Annotated in this window: 33 protein-coding genes; 3 read left to right on the top strand and 30 right to left on the bottom strand. The window is 65.6% G+C overall.

What is annotated here, in order from left to right:
* Positions 1-62: 62 nt before the first annotated feature.
* The 12 genes from ATO4_RS15775 to ATO4_RS15830 all read right to left on the bottom strand — a co-directional run bounded on the left by ATO4_RS15775 (position 63) and on the right by ATO4_RS15830 (position 7,253).
* The gene (locus ATO4_RS15775; protein WP_083592498.1) at positions 63-1,676 is read right to left on the bottom strand and encodes a hypothetical protein; all 1,614 of its coding nucleotides are present in this window, start codon (positions 1,674-1,676) and stop codon (positions 63-65) included.
* Positions 1,673-2,230: a phage protein Gp27 family protein gene (locus ATO4_RS15780; protein ID WP_083592499.1), complete on the bottom strand. Its 558-nt coding sequence runs from the start codon at positions 2,228-2,230 to the stop codon at positions 1,673-1,675. Before ATO4_RS15780 ends, ATO4_RS15775 begins: the two co-directional genes overlap by 4 nt.
* A gap of 10 nt (positions 2,231-2,240) precedes the next feature.
* Positions 2,241-2,537 carry a hypothetical protein gene (locus ATO4_RS15785; RefSeq protein WP_210191080.1) on the bottom strand — a complete coding sequence of 99 codons (297 nt, stop codon included), beginning with the start codon at positions 2,535-2,537 and terminating at the stop codon, positions 2,241-2,243.
* The gene (locus ATO4_RS15790; RefSeq protein ID WP_083592501.1) at positions 2,534-3,130 is read right to left on the bottom strand and encodes a hypothetical protein; all 597 of its coding nucleotides are present in this window, start codon (positions 3,128-3,130) and stop codon (positions 2,534-2,536) included. The genes ATO4_RS15785 and ATO4_RS15790 overlap by 4 nt, the downstream gene beginning before the upstream one ends.
* Before the next feature lie 15 nt (positions 3,131-3,145).
* On the bottom strand, positions 3,146-3,778 hold the full coding sequence (locus tag ATO4_RS15795) for a hypothetical protein (RefSeq protein WP_083592502.1): 633 nt from the start codon (positions 3,776-3,778) through the stop codon (positions 3,146-3,148).
* Positions 3,779-3,833: 55 nt separating this feature from the next.
* Positions 3,834-4,529: a peptidoglycan-binding protein gene (locus ATO4_RS15800; RefSeq protein ID WP_176223017.1), complete on the bottom strand. Its 696-nt coding sequence runs from the start codon at positions 4,527-4,529 to the stop codon at positions 3,834-3,836.
* 86 nt (positions 4,530-4,615) lie between these two features.
* Complete coding sequence (locus ATO4_RS15805) at positions 4,616-4,999, bottom strand: hypothetical protein (RefSeq protein WP_083592504.1); 384 nt, start codon at positions 4,997-4,999, stop codon at positions 4,616-4,618.
* On the bottom strand, positions 4,996-5,676 hold the full coding sequence (locus tag ATO4_RS15810) for a hypothetical protein (protein ID WP_083592505.1): 681 nt from the start codon (positions 5,674-5,676) through the stop codon (positions 4,996-4,998). Before ATO4_RS15810 ends, ATO4_RS15805 begins: the two co-directional genes overlap by 4 nt.
* Positions 5,673-5,900 (bottom strand): hypothetical protein, encoded by a 228-nt coding sequence (locus tag ATO4_RS15815; protein ID WP_083592506.1) that lies wholly within the window; start codon positions 5,898-5,900, stop codon positions 5,673-5,675. Before ATO4_RS15815 ends, ATO4_RS15810 begins: the two co-directional genes overlap by 4 nt.
* Positions 5,900-6,541 (bottom strand): regulatory protein GemA, encoded by a 642-nt coding sequence (locus ATO4_RS15820; RefSeq protein ID WP_083592507.1) that lies wholly within the window; start codon positions 6,539-6,541, stop codon positions 5,900-5,902. The genes ATO4_RS15815 and ATO4_RS15820 overlap by 1 nt, the downstream gene beginning before the upstream one ends.
* Positions 6,538-6,738, bottom strand: coding sequence for a hypothetical protein (locus ATO4_RS15825; RefSeq protein ID WP_083592508.1), 201 nt, complete (start codon positions 6,736-6,738; stop codon positions 6,538-6,540). The genes ATO4_RS15820 and ATO4_RS15825 overlap by 4 nt, the downstream gene beginning before the upstream one ends.
* Positions 6,735-7,253 carry a hypothetical protein gene (locus ATO4_RS15830; protein ID WP_139802484.1) on the bottom strand — a complete coding sequence of 173 codons (519 nt, stop codon included), beginning with the start codon at positions 7,251-7,253 and terminating at the stop codon, positions 6,735-6,737. Before ATO4_RS15830 ends, ATO4_RS15825 begins: the two co-directional genes overlap by 4 nt.
* Before the next feature lie 50 nt (positions 7,254-7,303).
* On the opposite strand from ATO4_RS15830, the gene ATO4_RS15835 reads away from it, so the two are divergent.
* Positions 7,304-7,840, top strand: a complete 537-nt coding sequence (locus tag ATO4_RS15835; RefSeq protein ID WP_139802485.1) for a hypothetical protein — start codon at positions 7,304-7,306, stop codon at positions 7,838-7,840.
* Positions 7,841-7,845: 5 nt separating this feature from the next.
* On the opposite strand, the gene ATO4_RS15840 is transcribed toward ATO4_RS15835, so the two are convergent.
* The 14 genes from ATO4_RS15840 to ATO4_RS15905 form a co-directional block, all read right to left on the bottom strand.
* The gene (locus ATO4_RS15840; protein WP_083592511.1) at positions 7,846-8,118 is read right to left on the bottom strand and encodes a hypothetical protein; all 273 of its coding nucleotides are present in this window, start codon (positions 8,116-8,118) and stop codon (positions 7,846-7,848) included.
* Positions 8,115-8,444: a hypothetical protein gene (locus ATO4_RS15845; RefSeq protein ID WP_083592512.1), complete on the bottom strand. Its 330-nt coding sequence runs from the start codon at positions 8,442-8,444 to the stop codon at positions 8,115-8,117. Before ATO4_RS15845 ends, ATO4_RS15840 begins: the two co-directional genes overlap by 4 nt.
* A gap of 10 nt (positions 8,445-8,454) precedes the next feature.
* Positions 8,455-9,138, bottom strand: a complete 684-nt coding sequence (locus ATO4_RS15850; RefSeq protein WP_083592513.1) for a DUF3164 family protein — start codon at positions 9,136-9,138, stop codon at positions 8,455-8,457.
* Positions 9,135-9,689, bottom strand: coding sequence for a helix-turn-helix domain-containing protein (locus ATO4_RS15855; RefSeq protein ID WP_083592514.1), 555 nt, complete (start codon positions 9,687-9,689; stop codon positions 9,135-9,137). Before ATO4_RS15855 ends, ATO4_RS15850 begins: the two co-directional genes overlap by 4 nt.
* A complete protein-coding gene (locus ATO4_RS15860; RefSeq protein WP_139802486.1) occupies positions 9,686-9,937 on the bottom strand; it encodes a hypothetical protein in 252 nt (83 codons plus the stop codon). The genes ATO4_RS15855 and ATO4_RS15860 overlap by 4 nt, the downstream gene beginning before the upstream one ends.
* Positions 9,934-10,179 carry a hypothetical protein gene (locus tag ATO4_RS15865; protein ID WP_083592516.1) on the bottom strand — a complete coding sequence of 82 codons (246 nt, stop codon included), beginning with the start codon at positions 10,177-10,179 and terminating at the stop codon, positions 9,934-9,936. Before ATO4_RS15865 ends, ATO4_RS15860 begins: the two co-directional genes overlap by 4 nt.
* A complete protein-coding gene (locus ATO4_RS15870) occupies positions 10,172-10,555 on the bottom strand; it encodes a transcriptional regulator (RefSeq protein WP_083592517.1) in 384 nt (127 codons plus the stop codon). Before ATO4_RS15870 ends, ATO4_RS15865 begins: the two co-directional genes overlap by 8 nt.
* Positions 10,552-11,178 carry a hypothetical protein gene (locus ATO4_RS15875; protein WP_083592518.1) on the bottom strand — a complete coding sequence of 209 codons (627 nt, stop codon included), beginning with the start codon at positions 11,176-11,178 and terminating at the stop codon, positions 10,552-10,554. The genes ATO4_RS15870 and ATO4_RS15875 overlap by 4 nt, the downstream gene beginning before the upstream one ends.
* Positions 11,175-11,918 (bottom strand): ATP-binding protein, encoded by a 744-nt coding sequence (locus ATO4_RS15880; RefSeq protein ID WP_083592519.1) that lies wholly within the window; start codon positions 11,916-11,918, stop codon positions 11,175-11,177. The genes ATO4_RS15875 and ATO4_RS15880 overlap by 4 nt, the downstream gene beginning before the upstream one ends.
* Before the next feature lie 77 nt (positions 11,919-11,995).
* A complete protein-coding gene (locus tag ATO4_RS15885; protein WP_083592520.1) occupies positions 11,996-14,197 on the bottom strand; it encodes a DDE-type integrase/transposase/recombinase in 2,202 nt (733 codons plus the stop codon).
* Positions 14,194-14,415, bottom strand: coding sequence for a hypothetical protein (locus ATO4_RS15890; RefSeq protein ID WP_083592521.1), 222 nt, complete (start codon positions 14,413-14,415; stop codon positions 14,194-14,196). The genes ATO4_RS15885 and ATO4_RS15890 overlap by 4 nt, the downstream gene beginning before the upstream one ends.
* Complete coding sequence (locus tag ATO4_RS15895; RefSeq protein ID WP_083592605.1) at positions 14,412-14,876, bottom strand: hypothetical protein; 465 nt, start codon at positions 14,874-14,876, stop codon at positions 14,412-14,414. Before ATO4_RS15895 ends, ATO4_RS15890 begins: the two co-directional genes overlap by 4 nt.
* Positions 14,876-15,739: a ParB N-terminal domain-containing protein gene (locus ATO4_RS15900; RefSeq protein ID WP_083592522.1), complete on the bottom strand. Its 864-nt coding sequence runs from the start codon at positions 15,737-15,739 to the stop codon at positions 14,876-14,878. The genes ATO4_RS15895 and ATO4_RS15900 overlap by 1 nt, the downstream gene beginning before the upstream one ends.
* A complete protein-coding gene (locus ATO4_RS15905) occupies positions 15,736-15,987 on the bottom strand; it encodes a hypothetical protein (protein WP_139802487.1) in 252 nt (83 codons plus the stop codon). Before ATO4_RS15905 ends, ATO4_RS15900 begins: the two co-directional genes overlap by 4 nt.
* 153 nt (positions 15,988-16,140) lie before the next feature.
* Between ATO4_RS15905 and ATO4_RS15910 the strand changes: the two genes are divergently transcribed.
* Positions 16,141-16,428 carry a hypothetical protein gene (locus tag ATO4_RS15910; protein WP_139802488.1) on the top strand — a complete coding sequence of 96 codons (288 nt, stop codon included), beginning with the start codon at positions 16,141-16,143 and terminating at the stop codon, positions 16,426-16,428.
* Here the strand turns inward: ATO4_RS15910 and ATO4_RS15915 are convergent.
* The 4 genes from ATO4_RS15915 to ATO4_RS15925 are packed head-to-tail and all read right to left on the bottom strand — an operon-like array spanning position 16,408 to position 17,508.
* Positions 16,408-16,707 carry a hypothetical protein gene (locus ATO4_RS15915; RefSeq protein ID WP_083592525.1) on the bottom strand — a complete coding sequence of 100 codons (300 nt, stop codon included), beginning with the start codon at positions 16,705-16,707 and terminating at the stop codon, positions 16,408-16,410. The genes ATO4_RS15910 and ATO4_RS15915 overlap by 21 nt on opposite strands.
* Complete coding sequence (locus ATO4_RS15920; protein WP_083592526.1) at positions 16,707-17,066, bottom strand: DUF3486 family protein; 360 nt, start codon at positions 17,064-17,066, stop codon at positions 16,707-16,709. Before ATO4_RS15920 ends, ATO4_RS15915 begins: the two co-directional genes overlap by 1 nt.
* Positions 17,063-17,188: a hypothetical protein gene (locus ATO4_RS28720; protein WP_280940503.1), complete on the bottom strand. Its 126-nt coding sequence runs from the start codon at positions 17,186-17,188 to the stop codon at positions 17,063-17,065. The genes ATO4_RS15920 and ATO4_RS28720 overlap by 4 nt, the downstream gene beginning before the upstream one ends.
* A complete protein-coding gene (locus ATO4_RS15925) occupies positions 17,185-17,508 on the bottom strand; it encodes a helix-turn-helix domain-containing protein (RefSeq protein WP_083592527.1) in 324 nt (107 codons plus the stop codon). The genes ATO4_RS28720 and ATO4_RS15925 overlap by 4 nt, the downstream gene beginning before the upstream one ends.
* 525 nt (positions 17,509-18,033) lie before the next feature.
* Between ATO4_RS15925 and ATO4_RS28425 the strand changes: the two genes are divergently transcribed.
* Positions 18,034-18,492 (top strand): S24 family peptidase, encoded by a 459-nt coding sequence (locus tag ATO4_RS28425; protein WP_083592528.1) that lies wholly within the window; start codon positions 18,034-18,036, stop codon positions 18,490-18,492.
* The last annotated feature ends 38 nt before the right edge of the window (positions 18,493-18,530 follow it).

The raw sequence follows: 18,530 nt of genomic DNA on the forward strand, positions 1-18,530 counted from the left end.
GCCGAGGGTCGAGGCTTCCGGCGAGCGGCCCCACCGGTCCTGGAAGCGGACGACCGCGGCCTTTACCATAGCGTTCTGTCCCCCGTATTGAGGCTCGTCCCGCCGGTTGCGAAGCCGAGCCCGCCCGCCTGATCGAGAGCCGAGACGGGCGTGTAGCCATATTCCAGGACATCCGCCTTCGCGGCCTGATGGCCGAGGCAGAGCGCGACGGCGAAGTCGCCGTGCCGCTGGCCGCCGTCGGCGCCCTTGGTGCGCGCATCGTTCGGCACCATGGGGATGCCGCGAACCATCTGGATCTGCCGCAGGTCGCCCTTCAGGTCGACGTCGCGCGGGATGAGAAGCGTGCGGTCCTCGATCGCCGCCTTCATCGGCGGCATGTTATCCAGATACCAGGCCTGGCTCAGCATCACCGCCTCGATCGCCAGCGCGCCGTAGCGCTGGATGGCGTATTCGGCGAGGAACTGGCCGTTGCCGCGGGCGTCGTGGCGGCCGTTGCCGAAGCGAGGCAGGCGGTCGACGATCCAGAACAGCAGCTGCTCCTGCTGGCGGAACGGCACGTTGCGCAGCTCGACGACGAAAGGCACGCGCCGGACAAGATCGCGCTGCTCGACCACAGGCACGAACACCGAAAGATCACCCGATCGCCCGAAGTCGAAGCCGTAGTGATGGCGCAGCCGCCGGTCGAGGGCGTCGAGATGCGGCGCGACCGTCTGCTCGAGCCATGCCTGGACATAGGCAGCGCGCTCGTTGTCCGGCTTGAGTTCAAAACCGATGGGGCAGGAGAGACGAGAGACCGGCGCGTCCGCCACCATCACCGCCTCGATCTGCGCCGAGGTGAGATAGACGCCGGAGCCTTGGGCGGGGATGCAGTCGAGTTCCTCGGCCGCGCCGTCGCCGTAGAAGGCGCGGATCTCGGCACGGAACGTCGCCTCGGCTTCGGGCGACCATTCGCGGCTGCGGATCAGGCAGATGCGTTGATAGAGACCTTGCTCCAAGGCGTCGTCGAAGGTGCATCTTACGACGTTGCCTGGGCGGCGGCCTTCCCGGATCTCCTGGATCAGGAGGTTGTAGGGATTGTCGACACCGTTGTGCGTCGAGATGACGAGCACCTTGCCGCCCCAGATGAGCAGCGCCATCGCCGCCTTCAGCAATTCCTCGGCATCGTCGTGAAAGGCGAACTCGTCCAGGATGACGTAGCCCTGACGGCCGCGAAGCGATCGGGGCTTCGACGACAGGGCGACGATCTCGAAGCCGGAGGCAAAGGAGATCCGGAACGCCTGAATGGCCCGATCTTCGCCCCGCTCGCCCTCCTCGAGGAAGAGGAACTCCTGCACGGTCGACGACACGCGGTTGAAGGCTCGCGCCCACATGGCGCAGGTGTCGATGAACTCCCGCGCCATGTCGAGGTTGTAGCCGATATAGAGCGTGTCCATGCCGCCCGCGGTGCGCGTTGCGCCCGATGTGAGAACAGCATCAGCACCGACCCCCCAGGTGGCACCGATACGGCGGCTCTTGTCGACGACGGTCAGGGCAAAGAGCGACGTCGAAGCGAGGATCTGCTGCTGGTAGGACAGGAGCACGTCGGGGACGTCGAGATCCTTCAGGACATCCGGCATCACGGCCAGCGCCTCCCGGCGGTGCCTTGCCCACTCCGCTTCGGTGACGGGTGCCGTCATGTCTGGATTCCGAGGATCTTGCTCTTGATGTCGGCGACGGTCTCCTTGGAGAAGCCGCGCTCGGTCGACACGGCATCGATCGCGGCATTGGCCTTCTCGGTGAATTCCTTCTCGAACCCGCGGCGACCTTGCGTCGACAGCCCTTGCGCTGCCGCCAGGTCCTTCATCGCCCGCGCGATCTCCATGAAATCCTTCGGCACCAGATTTTCGCCCTTCTCGAGCAGCTTCAGGACGAGGTTCTTGATGACCTGCGCAATCGCCCTGACCATCTTGTCGTCATCCTCGGGACGCAGGTGATCGACCAGCGTGCTCGCGATCGCTCGCGTCCGCTCCAGATCTCGCGTCAGCTTTGCCAGTCGCACGGTGTGCCGGCTGAAGGCACCGCTGCTGATCGGGGCGATCCCCCGATCGGCGAGCCGCGAGTTGAACTCCTTGAGGATCGCCGCCTGCGTCATCGAGCGATCGCGCAGCTGCTCCATCGCCCAGTCGATGTCCGGATCGGCATCGTCAGGCAGGAGGTCGATCGAGGAAAGGCGCCCGCGTCCTGTCGCCATCGTAGCGTCCTCAGCGCCTGGACGGGCGCGCGATGCCCTCGATCGTGGTCACACGCTCGACGTGGCTCGCCCCGGCTTCGGTAATCTTGGCGATGACGAATTCGCCGACGCGGTCGAGCCGCACGGCGCCGAGATCCTCCATGACCCGAAGCTCGGTCCGCACCCATTCCTTGGTCTTGCGGTAGCCAAACGCTTTCAGCGTCGTCAGAAGCATCGTTTCGTTGAGGGTGTCGTCCGGCTGCTCGTGCAGTGCGCGCAACATGACGAGGCGGGCGTCCTGCCGCTGGTGTTCCGCATAGTCCATCATCGACCCTCGATTCGCTTGGCGCTCTGCCCCATCAGGAAATCGTCGATCCGCCCGACGCTCGCCGCCAGCGGCCGCATCCCCTCCGACAACACCCGGATGTCGCCGCCCATCCTCTCGACGAGCGTCCGCAGATCGGAGACCTGATCGGCGCTCGGCGAATGCTTGATCGTTTCCTCGACCCGGCCGATCCGGTCGCGCAGCTGCTCGAAGGTTGCCTGATGGATCTGCGCCACCCGCAGCCGGTCCTCGCTGATCCGATCAACCTGGCCCTCGATCTCGGCCCAGCGGTGGGCATCGCGCTCCAGCGCCATGACCCGGCCCTCGTTGCGCTGCGAGCGCTCGCCGGCCTCCTCAGCTTCCTTGCCGATCGTCCTCAGATCACGCACGATGCCGGACAGCTCGCCGAGGCTTGCCTTGAGCCCGTCGACGTCTTCCCGCTTGATCGCGGTCCGCTCCAGAGTCGAAAGGCGGCTGTCAAGCTTGTCGCTCTCTTCTTTCGACGCCCGTGAGCGAGCCGAATTGATCGTGAACACGAGGGCGGCGATCGCGACGAGCGGCGACAGCAGTCGAAGAGCGAGGTCATACCATTCCATCAAAGCACGCGAGCGTCAGGAGACCTCGACCGCGCTGCGCCGTTCCGTCTCCGGATCGACCAGCCAGTCGGTAAGCCGCGCCTCGATCATCTCGGCGAGCCGGTGGTCGCCCTGGTCGGTGATCCCGAAATGCTTGAGCGCCCCGGGCAGCTTCTGCGCCGCATAGCCGGCGGCGATCCTGATGGCTTCGTTCTTCATTGCGATCGGAATGCCGCCGGCGGCGCGGTCCTTCAGCTTCTCCGCCGCGTAGTCGACGGCCTTGGTCAGTCCCTGGTCGACGATCTTGCCGACCTCGCCGTTGATCTGCCAGCCGGTCTTCTTGCGGAACAGCGCGAAGGCCCAGGCGGCGAGCGCCGAGAGGAAAGCCAGCACCACCGGCACCAGGATTTCGATCATCGCCCCGGCAATCGGGCCGAGGTCGATCGGCGCTGGCGCAGCCGTCGCGACCTCGGCATGGGCGATGCCGGCGAGGACGAGGACCGCGAGGAGCGCGACCAGGCCGGCAAGGATCGCCCAGGACAGCCCGCCAGCGACGAGCCGCCAGAAGCGCGAGGCCGACAGGTCGACGGGGTCTGCGACGATCACCGTCGGCCGCGGGGCTGAAAGGAGCGCCCCGAGCAGGGGCGAGAGGAAAGCCAGAAAGCGCATGGGAGACCTTTCGAAGGCGGTTTGAAAGAGAGGCGAAGGGACCTGCGGGACGCGCCTAGCGCGTATCGCCGAGCGAACCGACCGAGGGAGCCGAGCCCTGCAGCGCCGGGTACTGCTTGATCGGATAGGTCTCCGGCCAACGGAAGGCGATGAACTTCGAGCGATCGAACGAAGACAGCGTGATCGCGTTCGACTGATTGCCGCCGAGCAGGATGATCTTCGACCCGTTGACGCCAGCCACCGGCCCGACATGGCCGGAGCTCGCCGACCAGCGAATGACGCCGATCGCCCCGACGATCGCCGGAACCTTGATGCCGAAGGTCGCCCAGCCCTGCGCCCAGAACGGGTTCGACGGCAGCGGCTCGTCCGGCAGTGTCTTCGCGATCGCGCTTTCGATGGCATCGCCGCACCAGGGCAGCTTGGCCGGGTTGCCGAGATACTTGCCGATCTTGAGGAATTCGATCAGCGACTTGTTGTTGCGGGTCTCGTGCAGGCCCATCCGGCGGTGAAGCTCCGCCATCCACGGCGGCATCGCCTCGATCGGGGGGACGCTATGCGTCCCGGTCGCCTCGGCAGGAGCGAGCTTCAGGGCCGTGACCGTCTCGCTGGTCGACGTACCCGTCACCCGGAGCCCGCGCGCTGCCTGAAACGCCTTCATCGCGGCGATCGAGTTCCGGCCCCAGTCGCCATCGACGGCGATGCGTGCGCCATGGGCGTTGAGCCGGGCCTGCAGCCATTTGATGAATGTCATCGGATTGCCTCTCGCGGATGACGATGAGGCCCGACCATGCGGGATGGGACGGCGGAGTATCAGCCGGGACATGTCCAGAGGGAGGGTCAGTTGCCGGGCGAGCCGAAGAGATCGGTCTGGCGCGGGTCGGCCTGGCGCCGGCGCGGCGGCCGGGCGGAGGGGCGTCGGCGAAACAGCTTCTCGACGCCGTTGACGCTGATTCCGAGCTTTCGGGCGATCTCGCGGTTGTTCAGATCAGCGGCGCGATAGTGTCTTGCCCGGAAGACGCGGGCAAGAGGGATCGAAATCTCGTCGCCGCCGAAGCGCTTGGCCAGCCGTCCGGCGACTTCGTCCCCGAGCTTCCCGGCGATCTCCGTGCCGGTCTCGCTCTTGGGCACGTAACGGCGCTCGCCGCCATAGGCCTCGACCAGGCGAATGAAGTCCTGAGGCCCGAGCAGCTCGATCAGCTCGTCTTCCAGCCGCTCGCTCATACGACCTCGCTTTCGGCGGGCCATCCGAACAGATCGATGTCGCGCTGAAAGGTCAGGCGCGAGCGGCAGGGGCGGATCCACTTGTTGAGGGGATCTGTGACCGCCCGGTCGAGCCGCCAGATCAGCCAGCAATAGGCCGTGAAGGTGCCGCCGTCCGGCTCCCAGCGCCCCTTGTGGCAGGGCGCCCGCTCGACGAACTGGGCGATCGTGTGCGGCGGATTGGTCTCGTAGACGAAGCGATGGCGGTTGATCCCGTCGAGCTTCACCGTCGGCATGTAGATCGCGACGCCGGTCCTCGCCCGCGCAAGCGCCCGGCGCAAGAAGGCGAGGAGCTTCATCCCGAAGGGCGGATTGGTGATGATCCAGTCGGGCCGGTCGATCCCGTCCCAGGTCTCTGGCTCCAGGAAGTCGCGCAGAGCGAAGTCGCCGCCGAGCCGATAGCCGTGATCATAGACGTCGCTGGCCCGGACCGTCCCGAAGACCTCCTGGAGCACATAGACCATGTGGCCCTCGCCGCAGGCGGGCTCCTCGACGCTGAGGTCCCGAAACGGCTTCGTGCCGAGGATCTCCGCGAACAGCGCCCGGGTCGCCCAGGGCGGCGTCGGGAAGTAGTCGAGCGAATCCGCCGCCTCGAGGCGCGGGCCGCCCACCGAGCGAGGGATCGCCGCCTGCGTCATGCGAAGCGCAGACCCTTCGAAGTCAGGATGATCCTGTCCTTCGGATCGTCAGGATTGGTGTAGACGAACCGCCCGGTCCAGCTACCGTCCTTGCGCTCCCACAAGCGGGTGGGGCTTTGCAGGTGGTATCCGGCGACGAGCCCCGCGAACTCCAGCTGCGCGGCGATCGGCGCGGCCTTGGTCTCAGGCAGGTCGACGATGCGGAGCTTGCGACGGCGTGCCATCAGACACCTGCCTTGCCGGCGCGGATCCGCTTTCCGAATTCGTTCATCACCGTGATCCATTCGGCGTCTGTCGGTTTTTCCGAGATCACCGGACGCTGCAAGACGCGCGAAACCTCGTGCCAGAATCCAGACATGTTCTCGTCGTCAGGGTTCGACTTGCGATACTGCGCGCGGGCGACCTTGTAGCCGTCCTGCGCGACGAAGCCTCTCCAAAGCCCCCGAGGCACCAACCACTCGACGCCCTCGCGGGCGCACCAGCTCTTCAGGGCCTCGATGATCGCTCGGCCGTCTGCCGCATCGAGGATCCACTCGGTGCGCTCGATCCCGGTCTGCCGGTTCACGAAGGCGAGCAGTGCGGAGTCGCGCCGGTCCTCGACTGCGCCAAGGTTCCACAGGTCTTTCCACAGCGCCTGCGCCTTCTTTGCGTAGGGGCCGGACAGGGGCCTCGCCGCCTTTCCGCGCCTCGTCGAAGCTGGCTTGAACCCCTGCCGCACGAACTCGTCGATCACCGCCTGGCGCTCGCGCTCGCTCATGTCCTTCGACGAGCGTTTGCCCGTCACCCGGACGAGCACGGCCCGATAGGTGTCGTCGTCGAGGCCGAGCTCGCGCTTGGCGACGTGCATCTTCGCCAGCGCGGTCACGCATCCTCTCCCTTCGCCTTGCCTGCGAAGGCGACGTTCACCTCGAAACGATCGTCGTCGACCTCGAAGAACCACTTTGCCCGTGCTCCCGGCACGGCCACATCGAGCTTGCGGACCCTCTCGGCCATCTCGACGATCTTGCCCGCGATGTTGAACGCGTCATCGACACTGAGGTCGGAATCGAAGGGGTCGCTCATCTCACACCTATCGCGTCGAGCTCAGCCGCGATCGGCGACGGAGCCTCAGGAGCTTCGGGAACTGCGGAGACTGGCGCCCAGCGGATCAGCACGCCGACGAACCAGCCCGCGGGCTGTTCGGGATCGGCATGCGTCTGGGTCCAGAACAGCTTCATCGAGCGCCAGCCGGCAAAGCCGTCGGCCTCGGCGAACCGATCCCTGTCGATGATCTCCTTGGCCTCAAATTGCGGGCCTTCGTCGAAGGAGATTGGGAACGTGCGTTCGTGATCGGCGCCGACGGCCGCCGAGATATGGCCGACGACGATCCGCTCATCTTCCACCGAGATCGCGATCGGATCGACCGAGAGGCACCGCCTACGGCCGATCAGCCGGCAGTGCCGGGTGCGCATGCCCTGGTAGAGCTGTAGCTCCTCGCCATACCGGGCATGACGCTTGCGCAGCCCCCGGATCGTCTGCCGCTTCTCGTCGGCCTCGATTGCGTCAACGAACCGCTTCTGGAAGGAATAGGCGACCATCAAGCATGGCCTCCGGCAAAGGAGGCAGGGTGAGCCGAAGGGAGGCCGCGATGGCAGATCCTGAGCCTGCATGTGTCCAGTTCGGCAACCACCGGATCGACGCGCGGCCCCACTTCATGCAGGTGATCGGCGACGGCAAAGTCATCCGACCAGAGCATTTCGAAGCCTTTATCCAATTCGCTGCGGACGTCTTCGAGAGCGGGGAAGAATTCACTTCCATTCGGCGACGAGTGCGCCTGTTTCCAATGCTGACCGACCGTTGGCGAAATCGGACGTTGGAAGACATCGAAGATCGCCTCTCGCCTATGCTCAGGCTGGTTTACCGCGAAGGTCACCGTCTGAGCTTCGAAAGTCAGCACGCCATCGAGACCGAGCGGGGCCGCGCCCTGGTCGTTCGCTTCGTCCCCGGCGTTTGGGATCTCTGCGACGCCGCCGAGGCCGCGAAAGGCAAGCTCTTCGCCTGGCCGGACGCCCCGAAAATTCCCCTGAAGGGCTGCCGCAAGAGAGACTGCGGTTGCTCCTGGACGGGCACCAGCCGCGCAGAGCGCGATGCCTTTCTTGCGCAGCAGGGCAAACGCGAAAGCTGAAGCGCTCATCTCGTCACCCCATCCGTCAAAAGCGCCGCTGCGAGGATCCGCAGCGTGCCGGGCGCCGTCACCACCCGCTCGTCGCCGGCGAGTACCCGCCGGGCGATCTCGCGGGCCATCTCGGCGGTGAAGCTCTGCTCAACCGTCTGCACGTCGCTTCCAGTTTCGACTTTGCAGACGTGGCAGACGCCGCCCTCATCGACAGCCACCGCCCGGCTACCGCCGCCCTTGGCGAGCGGCACCGCGGCGATGATCCGGGCTTCCGGAAGGGCGGTCATTTGGCACCGCCTTCCGACGACGCCGACGCGGCCTGCATTGCGGCCAGGCGGCGAGAGGCCGCGTTGACCCAGTTGCGCAGCAGGCCGGCATCGCCGCCGGTGCAGGTGGTCGAGATTCCGGCCAGGGCCAGACGGTAACCGTCGCCCGAGCCGGAGCGATAAGCAGCGCCTTCCTCGGCGACCAGATCGTCGATGATCTTGCGGTAGGCGCCCTGGTGGGCCCGCCAGCCTTCGTAATCGCTCATCGCCGGCACTGGGCCGACCTGTGCAAGCTCTTCGTCGATGCGGCCCATCAGGCCGGCGACTTTGACCGTGTCGATCGCCATCACCGCCCCCTCACGCGCTCGCCAGATCGATGGTGACGGCGCGCCAGGCGCCCTCCGGCGTGTCGCGCTCGTAAAAGCGGACATATTCCTTCGAGCCGACGGCCCGGGCGGCGTCGGCGATTGCCTGCATCGCTCGCTGCCAGCGCGCGTCCTCGATGTCCCAGCGCCGCAGCCGGTAGAGCTCGGTCCGGTTCACCTGGCCGGCCTTGTCGGTGTTGAAGGCACGCAAGACGATCGCCTTCAGCTCCGGCCGGGCGTCGGCCGCCCATTCGTTCAGGCACTCGTCGATCAGCTTCTTCGCGGTCTGCAGCTGCGGCCCGAACTCGATCAGGTCGGCGACCTGGACCTGCACTTTCAGGAGGCCGTCATAGGAGAGGAACGTCACGTTCCCCTTCGCGCCGCCCTTCTGGGCGCCATACTCCTGGTCGAGCACGGCCTGGAAGTCGCCGATGTCGGCGAACGTGTGGGCCTTGAACCGGGCGATCTGCGCGGACAGCTCCTGCGCGTGGCCGAGGATCTTGCGGACCATCTCGTCCTCGATCCGGTCCTCGGGCTTGATCATCTCCTCGGGCGTGAACCGCCCCTTGGAATCAGGCCAGAGCACCTTGCCGGCTGCCTCAATCGCGCCGGCAGGGCGGACCTTCTCCGGCTCGGTGGTTCCAGTTTCAGGGCGAGTGGCTGCGGTCGCGCTCATGCTGCGATGTCCTTCTGTTCGACGGTGGTTTGAAGAGCCTTCAGCGCTCGATCGAGCTGCTGCTGGGCAAAGCGCTCGCGGCCGCTGTAGCGGTCGCTTTCGAACTGCCGGTAGGCGGTGAGGACAGCACTGACCGGCTCGCGCATGGTCAGTGAGTGGATCTGCGCGAGTTCCGCCAGCTGTGCGGCCAGCGCCTGGACGCACGCCTCCAGCGCCGCGACGCGGTCGACCAGCGGTGTTCGGACGGGAACTTCGGCGCATCTCAGGCGGGGCATGATCGCGGCACCCATCGCCTCGAGCTCGTCGCCATAGCCGACGACGTTGTCGATCCGGCGCTCGATCGAGTGGATGGCGTGGCACACCGTCGAATCGTGACGGTTGATGCGGCGGCCGATCTCCACATTCGCTTCCAGTGTCAGCTTCCTGGCGAGATACATCGCCTCCTGGCGCGGCTTGGTCAGCGCCTTGGCTCCGCCACTGGCACGAAGGTCGTTGAGGGAGACGCCGCGCATTGCCGCGACCTCCTCCAGCACGATGTCGATGGCGTTCACGACACCACCTCTTCGCGCTGAAGGTTCCCCGCGACGATCTCGACACGCGCGTGGACCAGAACGGCGATGGCGGCCTCGATCGACGCGGCGGCTTCCTCAGCCTTGATCGGGACACTGACGGTGCCGATGATGCGCTTGCGAGTAAGGCGAACGATGCTCTCCGCCTCGAGGAGATGATCCACGCCGCGGCGCAGGATGGGCTTTCCCTGCGAAGGCATGATCGCGCCAGGGTTTGCTGGCTCGATCATCGGGCCGCTCCCGTCGCCGTGCTGGCGTAGCGCCGGGCGATCTCGGACATGGGGCGCGCGGCGGCGATACCGGCCCGGGTTCCCGTCTCCAGGTCGGCCGCGTCGATCTCGAAGCTCCGCAGGCGCTCGGCCAGGGCATCGACGGCGACGCCACCGAGGACGACGCCGGCGCGGTCATATTCGCCGAAGAACGTCCGCAGCTCGCGAATGCGCGCCGACAGGCGCGCGGGCTTCTTATCCATGGTCGGTTCCTTTCGTGGGCTTGGCCGAATGCTTGGAATGCGGGCAGCCGGATCGGCAGGCCCGGTGGATCGCGACGCGGAGCGACGACGTCGCGGCGAAGGGCTTGGCCTGCCAGTCGAGGCAGACGTCCCGGCGCATCTCGTCGAGGACGGGGCAGATCACGGTCTGCCGCATCAGCGCGCCGCGCACCCGCTCCTCGATGTTGGAGATCACCCCGGGATAGCTCTTCGACAGGACCTGGCTGACGGTCGAGCCGCCGACGCCGATCTTCTGGGCGGCGCCCTTCAGTCCCTGCGCGTCGGCGAGATCGGCAAGCTCCTCGACCCAGTCCGGCAGCGGCGTCCAGCGCTCGCGGGCCTTCGCAAGATGGCTCACGGCCGGTCCTCCTCGGCTTCGAGAGGGCTTTGCGCCTCGCGGCGGTTCTGGTCGAAGACCACTTTGGTCTTCAGGATCAGCGGCGCGAGTGGGCCGGTGTTCATGTCCGGTTTCAGCTTCCAGAGGCCGTGCTTGACTTGGGCGAGGTAGCCCGCCGCGTTCAGCCGCTTCAGGAAGGCCTTCGCCGTCTCGACCGTGACCGTGACCTCATCCGTCGCGGCGCGCAGCGCGAGATCCTCGGCGGAGATGCCGAGGCGGCTTTCGGGGCCGCGCAAGACGTTCCACATGTGCTGCTGGCCGCGTCCCTGGACCGCTTGTGTCCCGTCGCGGTTGATCCGCGGCGTCGCCAAAGGTCTCTTCAGGAGCCGGTAGAGCGGCTGCGGCCGCTTCCTGCCGGCATATTCCCGACATTCGCCGGTCTCCTCGGCGATGCCTGCCTTGACCAGCCGCTTGACGTAATCCGCGACGGTCGAGCGATCGGTGCGGTTCGTCCGCAGCCAGATGTCATAGACCGTGAAGTCTTCGCCCCCAGCGGCGAGCGACTTCATCACGGACCAGAAGAAGGCGTGGCCGCGCAGCACCGGCTTGCCCGGCGCCGTCTGGAATTCGAGGATCGCGCTCATTTCGCCGACCTCACCGGCACATGTGCCGTGTCGATCGGGCCCTGGTAGGTTTCGACGTCGAGCGTATCGGTGCCTGACCGGCGGGCGAACTTGCGCACGTCGTTGAGCGTGTTCACCAGGCGCTGCGTCCGCCCCTTCGTCTTGTCGAGGAATTGCTGCAGGAGCCCGTCCGAGAGATCGAGCTTCGGGCAGAGAAGCCGCGCCAGCGTCTTGGCGTCGTCGAGGTCGCAGGGCACCGCCAGCACCCGTTCGAGGACGCGGTTGTCCACCTTCTCGATCAGCGCCAGCTTGCTCGGCAGCTTCTCCTCGCCGATCAGGATCACCGGCACGCCGGCACTGTCGCCGAAATCGCGGGCGTATTCGACGAGGCCCTTGTCGAGGAGATAATCCGCTTCGTCGATGATCAGCGGCCGCATCGGGTCGCTGCCGAGGCGCTTGACGATCTCGAGATACATGTCGCCGCAGGTGCCGCGCGGGTTGTTCTCGCCGAGCTCGATCAGCAGCGACGTCAGGAAGATCTTCCGCGTCCAGCCGAACTTCACCTCGACATAGATTCCTTGCGTGTAGTTCTGGGCGTAGCGGGCGGCGAAGCTCTTGCCGTAGCCCGACGGGCCGCTGAACACGGCAAGGCTCGAGGAGTGCTGATCGCGTGATCGCATGGCGTCGATCAGCACCATCATGTTAACGACGTTCTTCAGTGGTGCCGTCGATCGGTTGACGTTTGCTGTCTGCATGTCCATTCTGGTCTCCGCTCTTGATAATGGGCCCCGGTTCGCCGGGGCTCTTTTTTTGCCGCCTGTTCAGCGGCCGTCCCGGTTCAGAAGCTGAGGGCGCTCCCATGCTCGGCGCTCATCTTCTTCATCACCCGGTATTCGGGGTCGTCGCGGTATCCCATCAGCCAGCGCGCATCCTCGGCGGAGATGTCCGAGCCGGCTTCCATGGCCGCCTCGATCGCGAGTGCGCGGCGCCAGCGGGTCTCGCGCGTCTCCAGCTGGACGACGGTCGCCGAGGGGCGTGAAGGCGCCTCGGCACCGAGATCGCGCTGGATCTGGTCGCGGATTTCGGCCGCGCGTCCTTCGAGCGGCTTCTCTGCCTTCGGCTTGCGCGTGCCGTGCTCGGCCGCCGCCAGTGCCGCGGCGATCTGCGGGGTCGTATGGGTGACCTCAGGCTTCGGCAGGGGGGTGACGTTCGACATGTCGCGGATCGCCACCTCCAGCGAGCGCTCGTGCAGGGCCGGCCCCTTGGCGATGTCCTTCGAGGCTTTCCGGATCGGCGCCGTCTGCTCGCGCAGATACTCAGCCTGCAGTTCCTTCTTCGCCTTCAACCGGGTCTTCATGTCGATGCCGGCGATCGCCCCGCAGATCGCTTCGTCGAGGAATCGTCCGTCGGCAGGATCGAAGAGCAGGATGCGGCCGACGTCGTTCGGGTCGCGGCGCACGAACACCTGCCGCCCGGGCAGTATGGTGCCGCTTTCTGCCTGGTAGAACTCGTCCTCGATCCGGACACCGAACTTGGTGACCTTGCGCAGCCCGTCCTTTCCGGCGACCGGGGAGAGCAGAATGTCGAGGATGCGAGGATCCTTGAGGCGGCGGACGGTGTGATGGCTCGTTGCGGCCACCTCGAACGGCGTCTTGCCGCCGAGCCCGGAATGCGGGCTGTGCTGATAGTCCGTTTCGGCCCACCGATCACAGATCGTCTGCAGCTCGGAGCCGGACAGCTTCACGTCGAAGATCGCGGCATCGTCCTCCTGCCGCCGCTTGGCAAAGCTCTTGCGATTTTCGATGACTTTCCGGTCGGCGACCGAATGGCCGACATACCCGGGAAGGGTCGCAACGAGGCTGTGCTGGAAGGTCTTGATGACCCGCTCAACGAAGCCTTTCTGCTCGGGAGCGTAAGGGTCCGACGGGGTCAACGTAATATCGAGGGCTGCCAGGAGCCGTTGCGTCGCCACGGCCATGAAGTCGGAGCCGTTGTCGCACTTGATCTCTTCCGGCACGCCCCATGCAAGGATGGCGCGGCGGATCAATAGCCCGACGGCCTCGGCCGTGGGCGTCCGCGAGATGTAGAAGAGCGCCCGTCGGGTCGCGATGTCGATGCAGGCATAGACCGTCTGCCGACCGTCGGTGCAGATCTGGTCGACCGGCGAAGCATCGATCTGCCACATCTGGTTCGGGTCGGTGACGTATGCGAGGGAGCTTGTTCCTGACATCTTCATCGTGGACCGGAAGGCGTCGGGATTGGTGATCATCAGGAGTTCGGCCCGGTGCGCTTCCTTCTGCACCTTCAGGAAGTGCTGGAAGGTGCGGACGGGCGGCACCGCAATGGCCTTTGAAACGCCCTTCGAAACGGCTTCGAGCGAGTCGCCGAACTGACCTCTGACCTGCTTTCGGACTTCCTTGGCCGAAAGGTGCGGCGCATGCGCGATCAGCCCGAGGATGAAGAGCTTCACCGCACCGTCGTTTGCCGTGTCGAGGACGCCCTTGCCCTTGCGGGCCGCGGCTCGATCGACGGCGAGCCGCTGACCGCCTTTCTTCGCTTCCGCCTGCCAGCGCTCCAGCGAGCGCTGTGTCAGCTTCGGGACGAGCTCGACGATCCAGTCCTCGATGGCGAGCGAGCGGTTATTGTATTTGCGCACGAACTGATCGTGCGCGCCGTAGTGGCCGAGCGTCAGGCCTTTGCGGAACGACTGGAAGTGCTTGACGATGGCAAGCCGGGCGTCGCGGCGGCGGGCGGCTCGCTCCGTGACCGCATCCGACCGGGACGCCTCGTCGTTCGCGGCAGGCGGCAGATCGACGAGACCGATCAGCAAGTGCCGACGCTTGTATTCGATCTGCGCCAGCGTCGGCAGGATGCGGCAATGGTACTCCATCCCGCCCCCGCGCCCTGATCGGGGTCGCGCAAAGGCCGGGTGGTCGTTCCAGAATTCGCGTTCGGCGAGCTTCTGAATCGCACGTTCCGTCGAACCAATCTGCGGCAGGTTCTCCGCCGCAATCTCGCGGGCCGTCAGCCATTCCTTCATGACCGCGCCTCCCGCCGTGCTTCGACGAAGGCGCGGATGCCCGCCTCGTTGGGCTGCAGCCATTCGAGCGTGGCGAGGACCGCCTCCATCTCGTCGACGTGCCGGTCGGCCTCGACCTGGCGCATCTTCCGGGTCGCGACGAGGCGCGGATAGACCCTGCGCCGCTGGGTGATTTCGCGCCTCACGCAGGCGATCTGGCTGGCGAGCGAGAGCTTCATGTCCGCGCCCTCGCTTTGGCCTTGAGGGTCGCCATCCGGGCGTCGAGCAGCCGCTGGTGATCCTCGATCTGTTTCATCTCGATGATCTCGACATACTTCTCCTCGACCACCGCGTAGCCGAACAGCGAGGGCACGAAGCCCAGCGCCTCGTAGCCCTTGGTCTCAGCGATGAGGGCGATGAAGGCGTCGAGCGGGATGCGGTTCTCCTCCGCCGATTCCGACGCCCACTTCTCGATCGAGGTTTCGGAGACCGGGCGGCCGAGCCTCGCGGTCAAAAGCTCCGCCAGATGCCGGCGCGTCATCCCGGATTCCTCGCGCGCGTCCTGCGTCGTCCGGCTGACGACCCGGGCGATCTGCGAGGCGAGCGAGCCCCGGCCGGTCACCTCCGGTCCGAACCCGACCGAGACGGGCTCGGGCGCGGCAAACAGGTCGCGTGTGTGGGTGTCGCGCCGGCGGCTCATCAGGCGGCCCGCCCGCGCTTGGCCGCGCGCTTGGCGAGCCACGCATCGATGGCGTCGGCGTTCATCTCGAAAAACGCCTCCTTCTCGGGCGCCTGCAGGCGGACGAAGCGCTCGTAGATCCGCTGATGGGCCGCAACCGGCTTGACGGCAGGGGCGTGGTCGATGATTGCGATCGCGCCTGCGATCGTGTCAGTCTTCGGATCGTCGGCGAGGAGGACGTCCGCGATGGCCTTCTGGCGCCAGGTCGTTTCGTCCGCGAGAGCCAGCAGCTCCTTTTGGCTCGATGCGATCCGGTGAAAGGCAATCCGGGCGCGGACACCTTGGTCGATCTTCCGGGCCACCTTCAGGTGCCTGAAGAGCGTCTTTTCGCCCAGTTGGAGAGCCGCCTGAGCGGCGTCCGACCAATTCACTGTCATCGTGACAGTAAACTCCGCCAGAGCCTCGTCCGAACCGCCGTCGATGACCTCGAGCTTCGGCTTCGGGCCCCGCTTTGCCGCCCCGTGCGCCGCCTTGTACAGGTCGCACCAGGCCGACACGGTGACCGCACGATCGAGCGCAGTCAGCTCGCCCTGCAGCATGTGCCCTTTGATCTCGGCGAGCCGAACGGCGGCATCGTCGGGAAGCGCCTCCTCCGGCTCGATGCGCGCCTCGATCTCGCTCCAGCCGAGCTGCAGCGCCGCCGCGATCCGGCGCGCGCCCTTCACCAGCTTGAAGCCGTTCCCGCGGGCGACGACGCGGATGGCGTCCGTCTGGCCGTCCCGGGCGAACTCCTCCGCCAGAACGCTCACCCATACGGGGTCGAGGGCGCGAAGCCGGCCTTCGGTCTCGATCGAGGCGAGGGAAATCATCGAATGCTTCGTCATGCGGTCAGTCTTTCTGGCGTGGTGAAGAGGTCGGGATCGGCTGCGCCGTCGCTGGCGATCGCCGCGGTGCGCAGGGTGAGTTTGGCGGTGGTGATCATCCGCTTGCGGGCCTGGAGCACCGTCGTTCGGACGTGACGGGCGGAGGCTCTGGGATCGACGGCGAGTTCCGGTGCGGCCATCTCCAGCACCGCCGCCGGATGGCGACGGGCGAAGGAGGCACAGGCGCTGAGGAACTCGCTCGCCGTCATGAATCGGGCGCCCGAAAAGCCGGACGGCCCGCCGAAGCGAAACCGGCCGCAGTTCTGGAGGAAACACGGGTAGCCCCGCCGCCCCACCACTTACGCAGGTGGCGCGTTTCCCTCATAGTCGACGCGCAAACAACCGAACTAAAGAGGGAAGACGTGAAAAACGAAACTGAGCGTAAGGTGGCCTCGGAAGCGCGATTGCTGGCGATCGAGACTGCGATCCGCCTCATCATTGAACAAGTTGAGGCGTTGTCGGATGGAGAGCCGTTCCGGGAGAGGTCCAGACAGCGTGCCGATGAAGTCGCCGTTTGGGTGTCTGAGAGGGCTCGCGCTGACCTCCTCAATCCGGCGTCCGAAGAATTTTGTCTGCGGTTGCTGGAAGCGATGAGAATCCATCTGCGCGATTTGTTCGATGCCGAGAGATCAAGCACCGACGCACCCTGATATTTGGATGCCCTGCCGGACAGCTTCTCGGACGTATGTCTCGATGATTGCGCACTGCTTGGCTCTCTCACCGATTGACAGATCATCCCGCTCGTCTAGCAACTCGAGTTCGATTTTTGCTGCCAGATCGGCACGACGACCGAACAAGTGCCATCCGCAGCGCCGTTCGCGGCAGATGGCACCCCAGACGTGAACCTCTCCGTCGTGCCGGATGCGCACATCGAGGTTGCCCTTCGAAAGAGCGTAGTTTCGGATCATCCGGTCCGTGATCTTCGACATCACGCAGCGTCCTTTGCTGAGAGGCCGACAAGCGCCGCCTCGATGTGAATGAGGGTGTCGTGGCCGACCGCAGCCTGCAGCCGCTGGCGAAAGACCGCGTCGAGGATCGCCGGCTGACCGGCATCCAGCGCCGGCGCCAGATGAGGGCGCTTGATCGCCCCCTCTCGGACCAGCAGGCAGTAGCGGTTGAAGCTCGACGAGCTGATCGGCGGAAGCCCAGCAGCGCCGAGCAGCCGGTTGAAGTCAGCCAGGATGTCCTGCTGCGTCATCCGGTGATCGACGATGCGATCGAACGCCCACTGCACGGCGTCGAGGCCGGAATCGGGGATCAGCTCGACCTTGGAGAGCCGGCGGGTCATAGCGCGCGATCCCTCCAGACCAGCGCGAGCCCGAGGGCGATCATGCCGAGCCCGTAGGCCATCGCCAGCATGATCATCTCCGGCCTGGTGACGGCCGTGGTTAACGCCGACAGCCAGCTCATGCGGATGCCCTTTCGCTGGCAGGCGCCGCCTTGCGCTTTTGCCGGGACGTGGCGGGATTTTTCGGGTTAGGTTTGGCGTGGCTCGAACGCGAACGGACGAACATGTCCGCCGGAAACAGCGTGTCGAACGGGATCTGGAGAGCGGCCGCGATGGCGTCTGCGCCCTTGCGGCTGAGGCCCATCAGGGCGTGCCGGCAGGCGCTATCCGGCAGACCGGCGTCACGCGCGATCCCGGACAGGGACATGCCACGCGAATGGACCTCCGCCTTGATCGAATGGCGGTTCCATTCGGATGGCGGCCTGGCAGCGTCTCGCTTCATTCGGGCTCCTCGGGAGAGGCTGGCTGGCAGGCCGGCCTTTTTCTGGGGTGGATTTAACGGTTAGTGACACGGAAATTCGCACGTTAGTACGGTTAACGCAACCGGTTTTCGTGGAATTATCCGTTTCGGAGTTCCGATACGCGCAAACCTACGCGAAAGGCGAATTTCCTCTGAGTTCTCAGGGGGTTGACGCGTTTCGCGTGCGTTTCCGGAACTCCGAACAGCATTCGGAGTTCGCAGTTGTCTACGTTTCAAGATCGGTTGGCGGAGCTGATTGGGGGTGATCGGCAGAAAACTGCGTTTGCCCGAAAGGTCGGCATCTCTGAGGGGTCTGTCAGGCAGTACCTTGAAGGCTCGCTTCCGAGACTGGATGCGCTTGTTCAGATTGCCGAGCGCGCTGGCGTCTCAGTAAATTGGCTCGCGACAGGCTCCGGACCGAAGGAGGCTGCCGAATCGACGCGTGACTCGTCCGCAATTTCGAGTCATGGTCCGACCGGAACACAACAGGAACAAAGCAGACCGCCCATGCTGCAAATCGTTGATACTGAGGCCCTTCAGGAAGGAGCGTTTGTCCTCATTCCCCGCATGGATGTCCAAGCTTCGGCGGGATCGGGCCGGATCGCGCATTCCGAGACGGTGGACGCTTTCGTAGCGTTTCAGGAGGCGTTCCTGCGCTCGATCGGCGTCAATCCGGCCTTCGGCACCATCCTGCCGGTCTCAGGCGACTCAATGTATCCAACCCTCTCGGACCAGGATCAGGTCCTGATCGACACATCCATCGACCACGTCGTCGACAACGCCCTCTATGCCGTCGTTTACAGCGATCTAGTGCTCGTGAAGCGGGTGCAATTGATGCGGGATGGGTCGATCATTCTGTCGAGCGACAACAAGTCTGCCGGCTATGTCGACGAGCGCGTCGAGCCGCACGAACTGCCAAGCCTGCACATCGTCGGCCGGGTGAAGGCGCATCTGCGCTATATGTGAGAAAATCCGTCGAAACAAAAAAAACGATAATTTTGCAT

Origin of the sequence: Aurantimonas sp. 22II-16-19i (assembly GCF_002088275.1) — a bacterium.
In the GTDB taxonomy this organism is placed as follows: Bacteria; Pseudomonadota; Alphaproteobacteria; order Rhizobiales; family Rhizobiaceae; genus Jiella.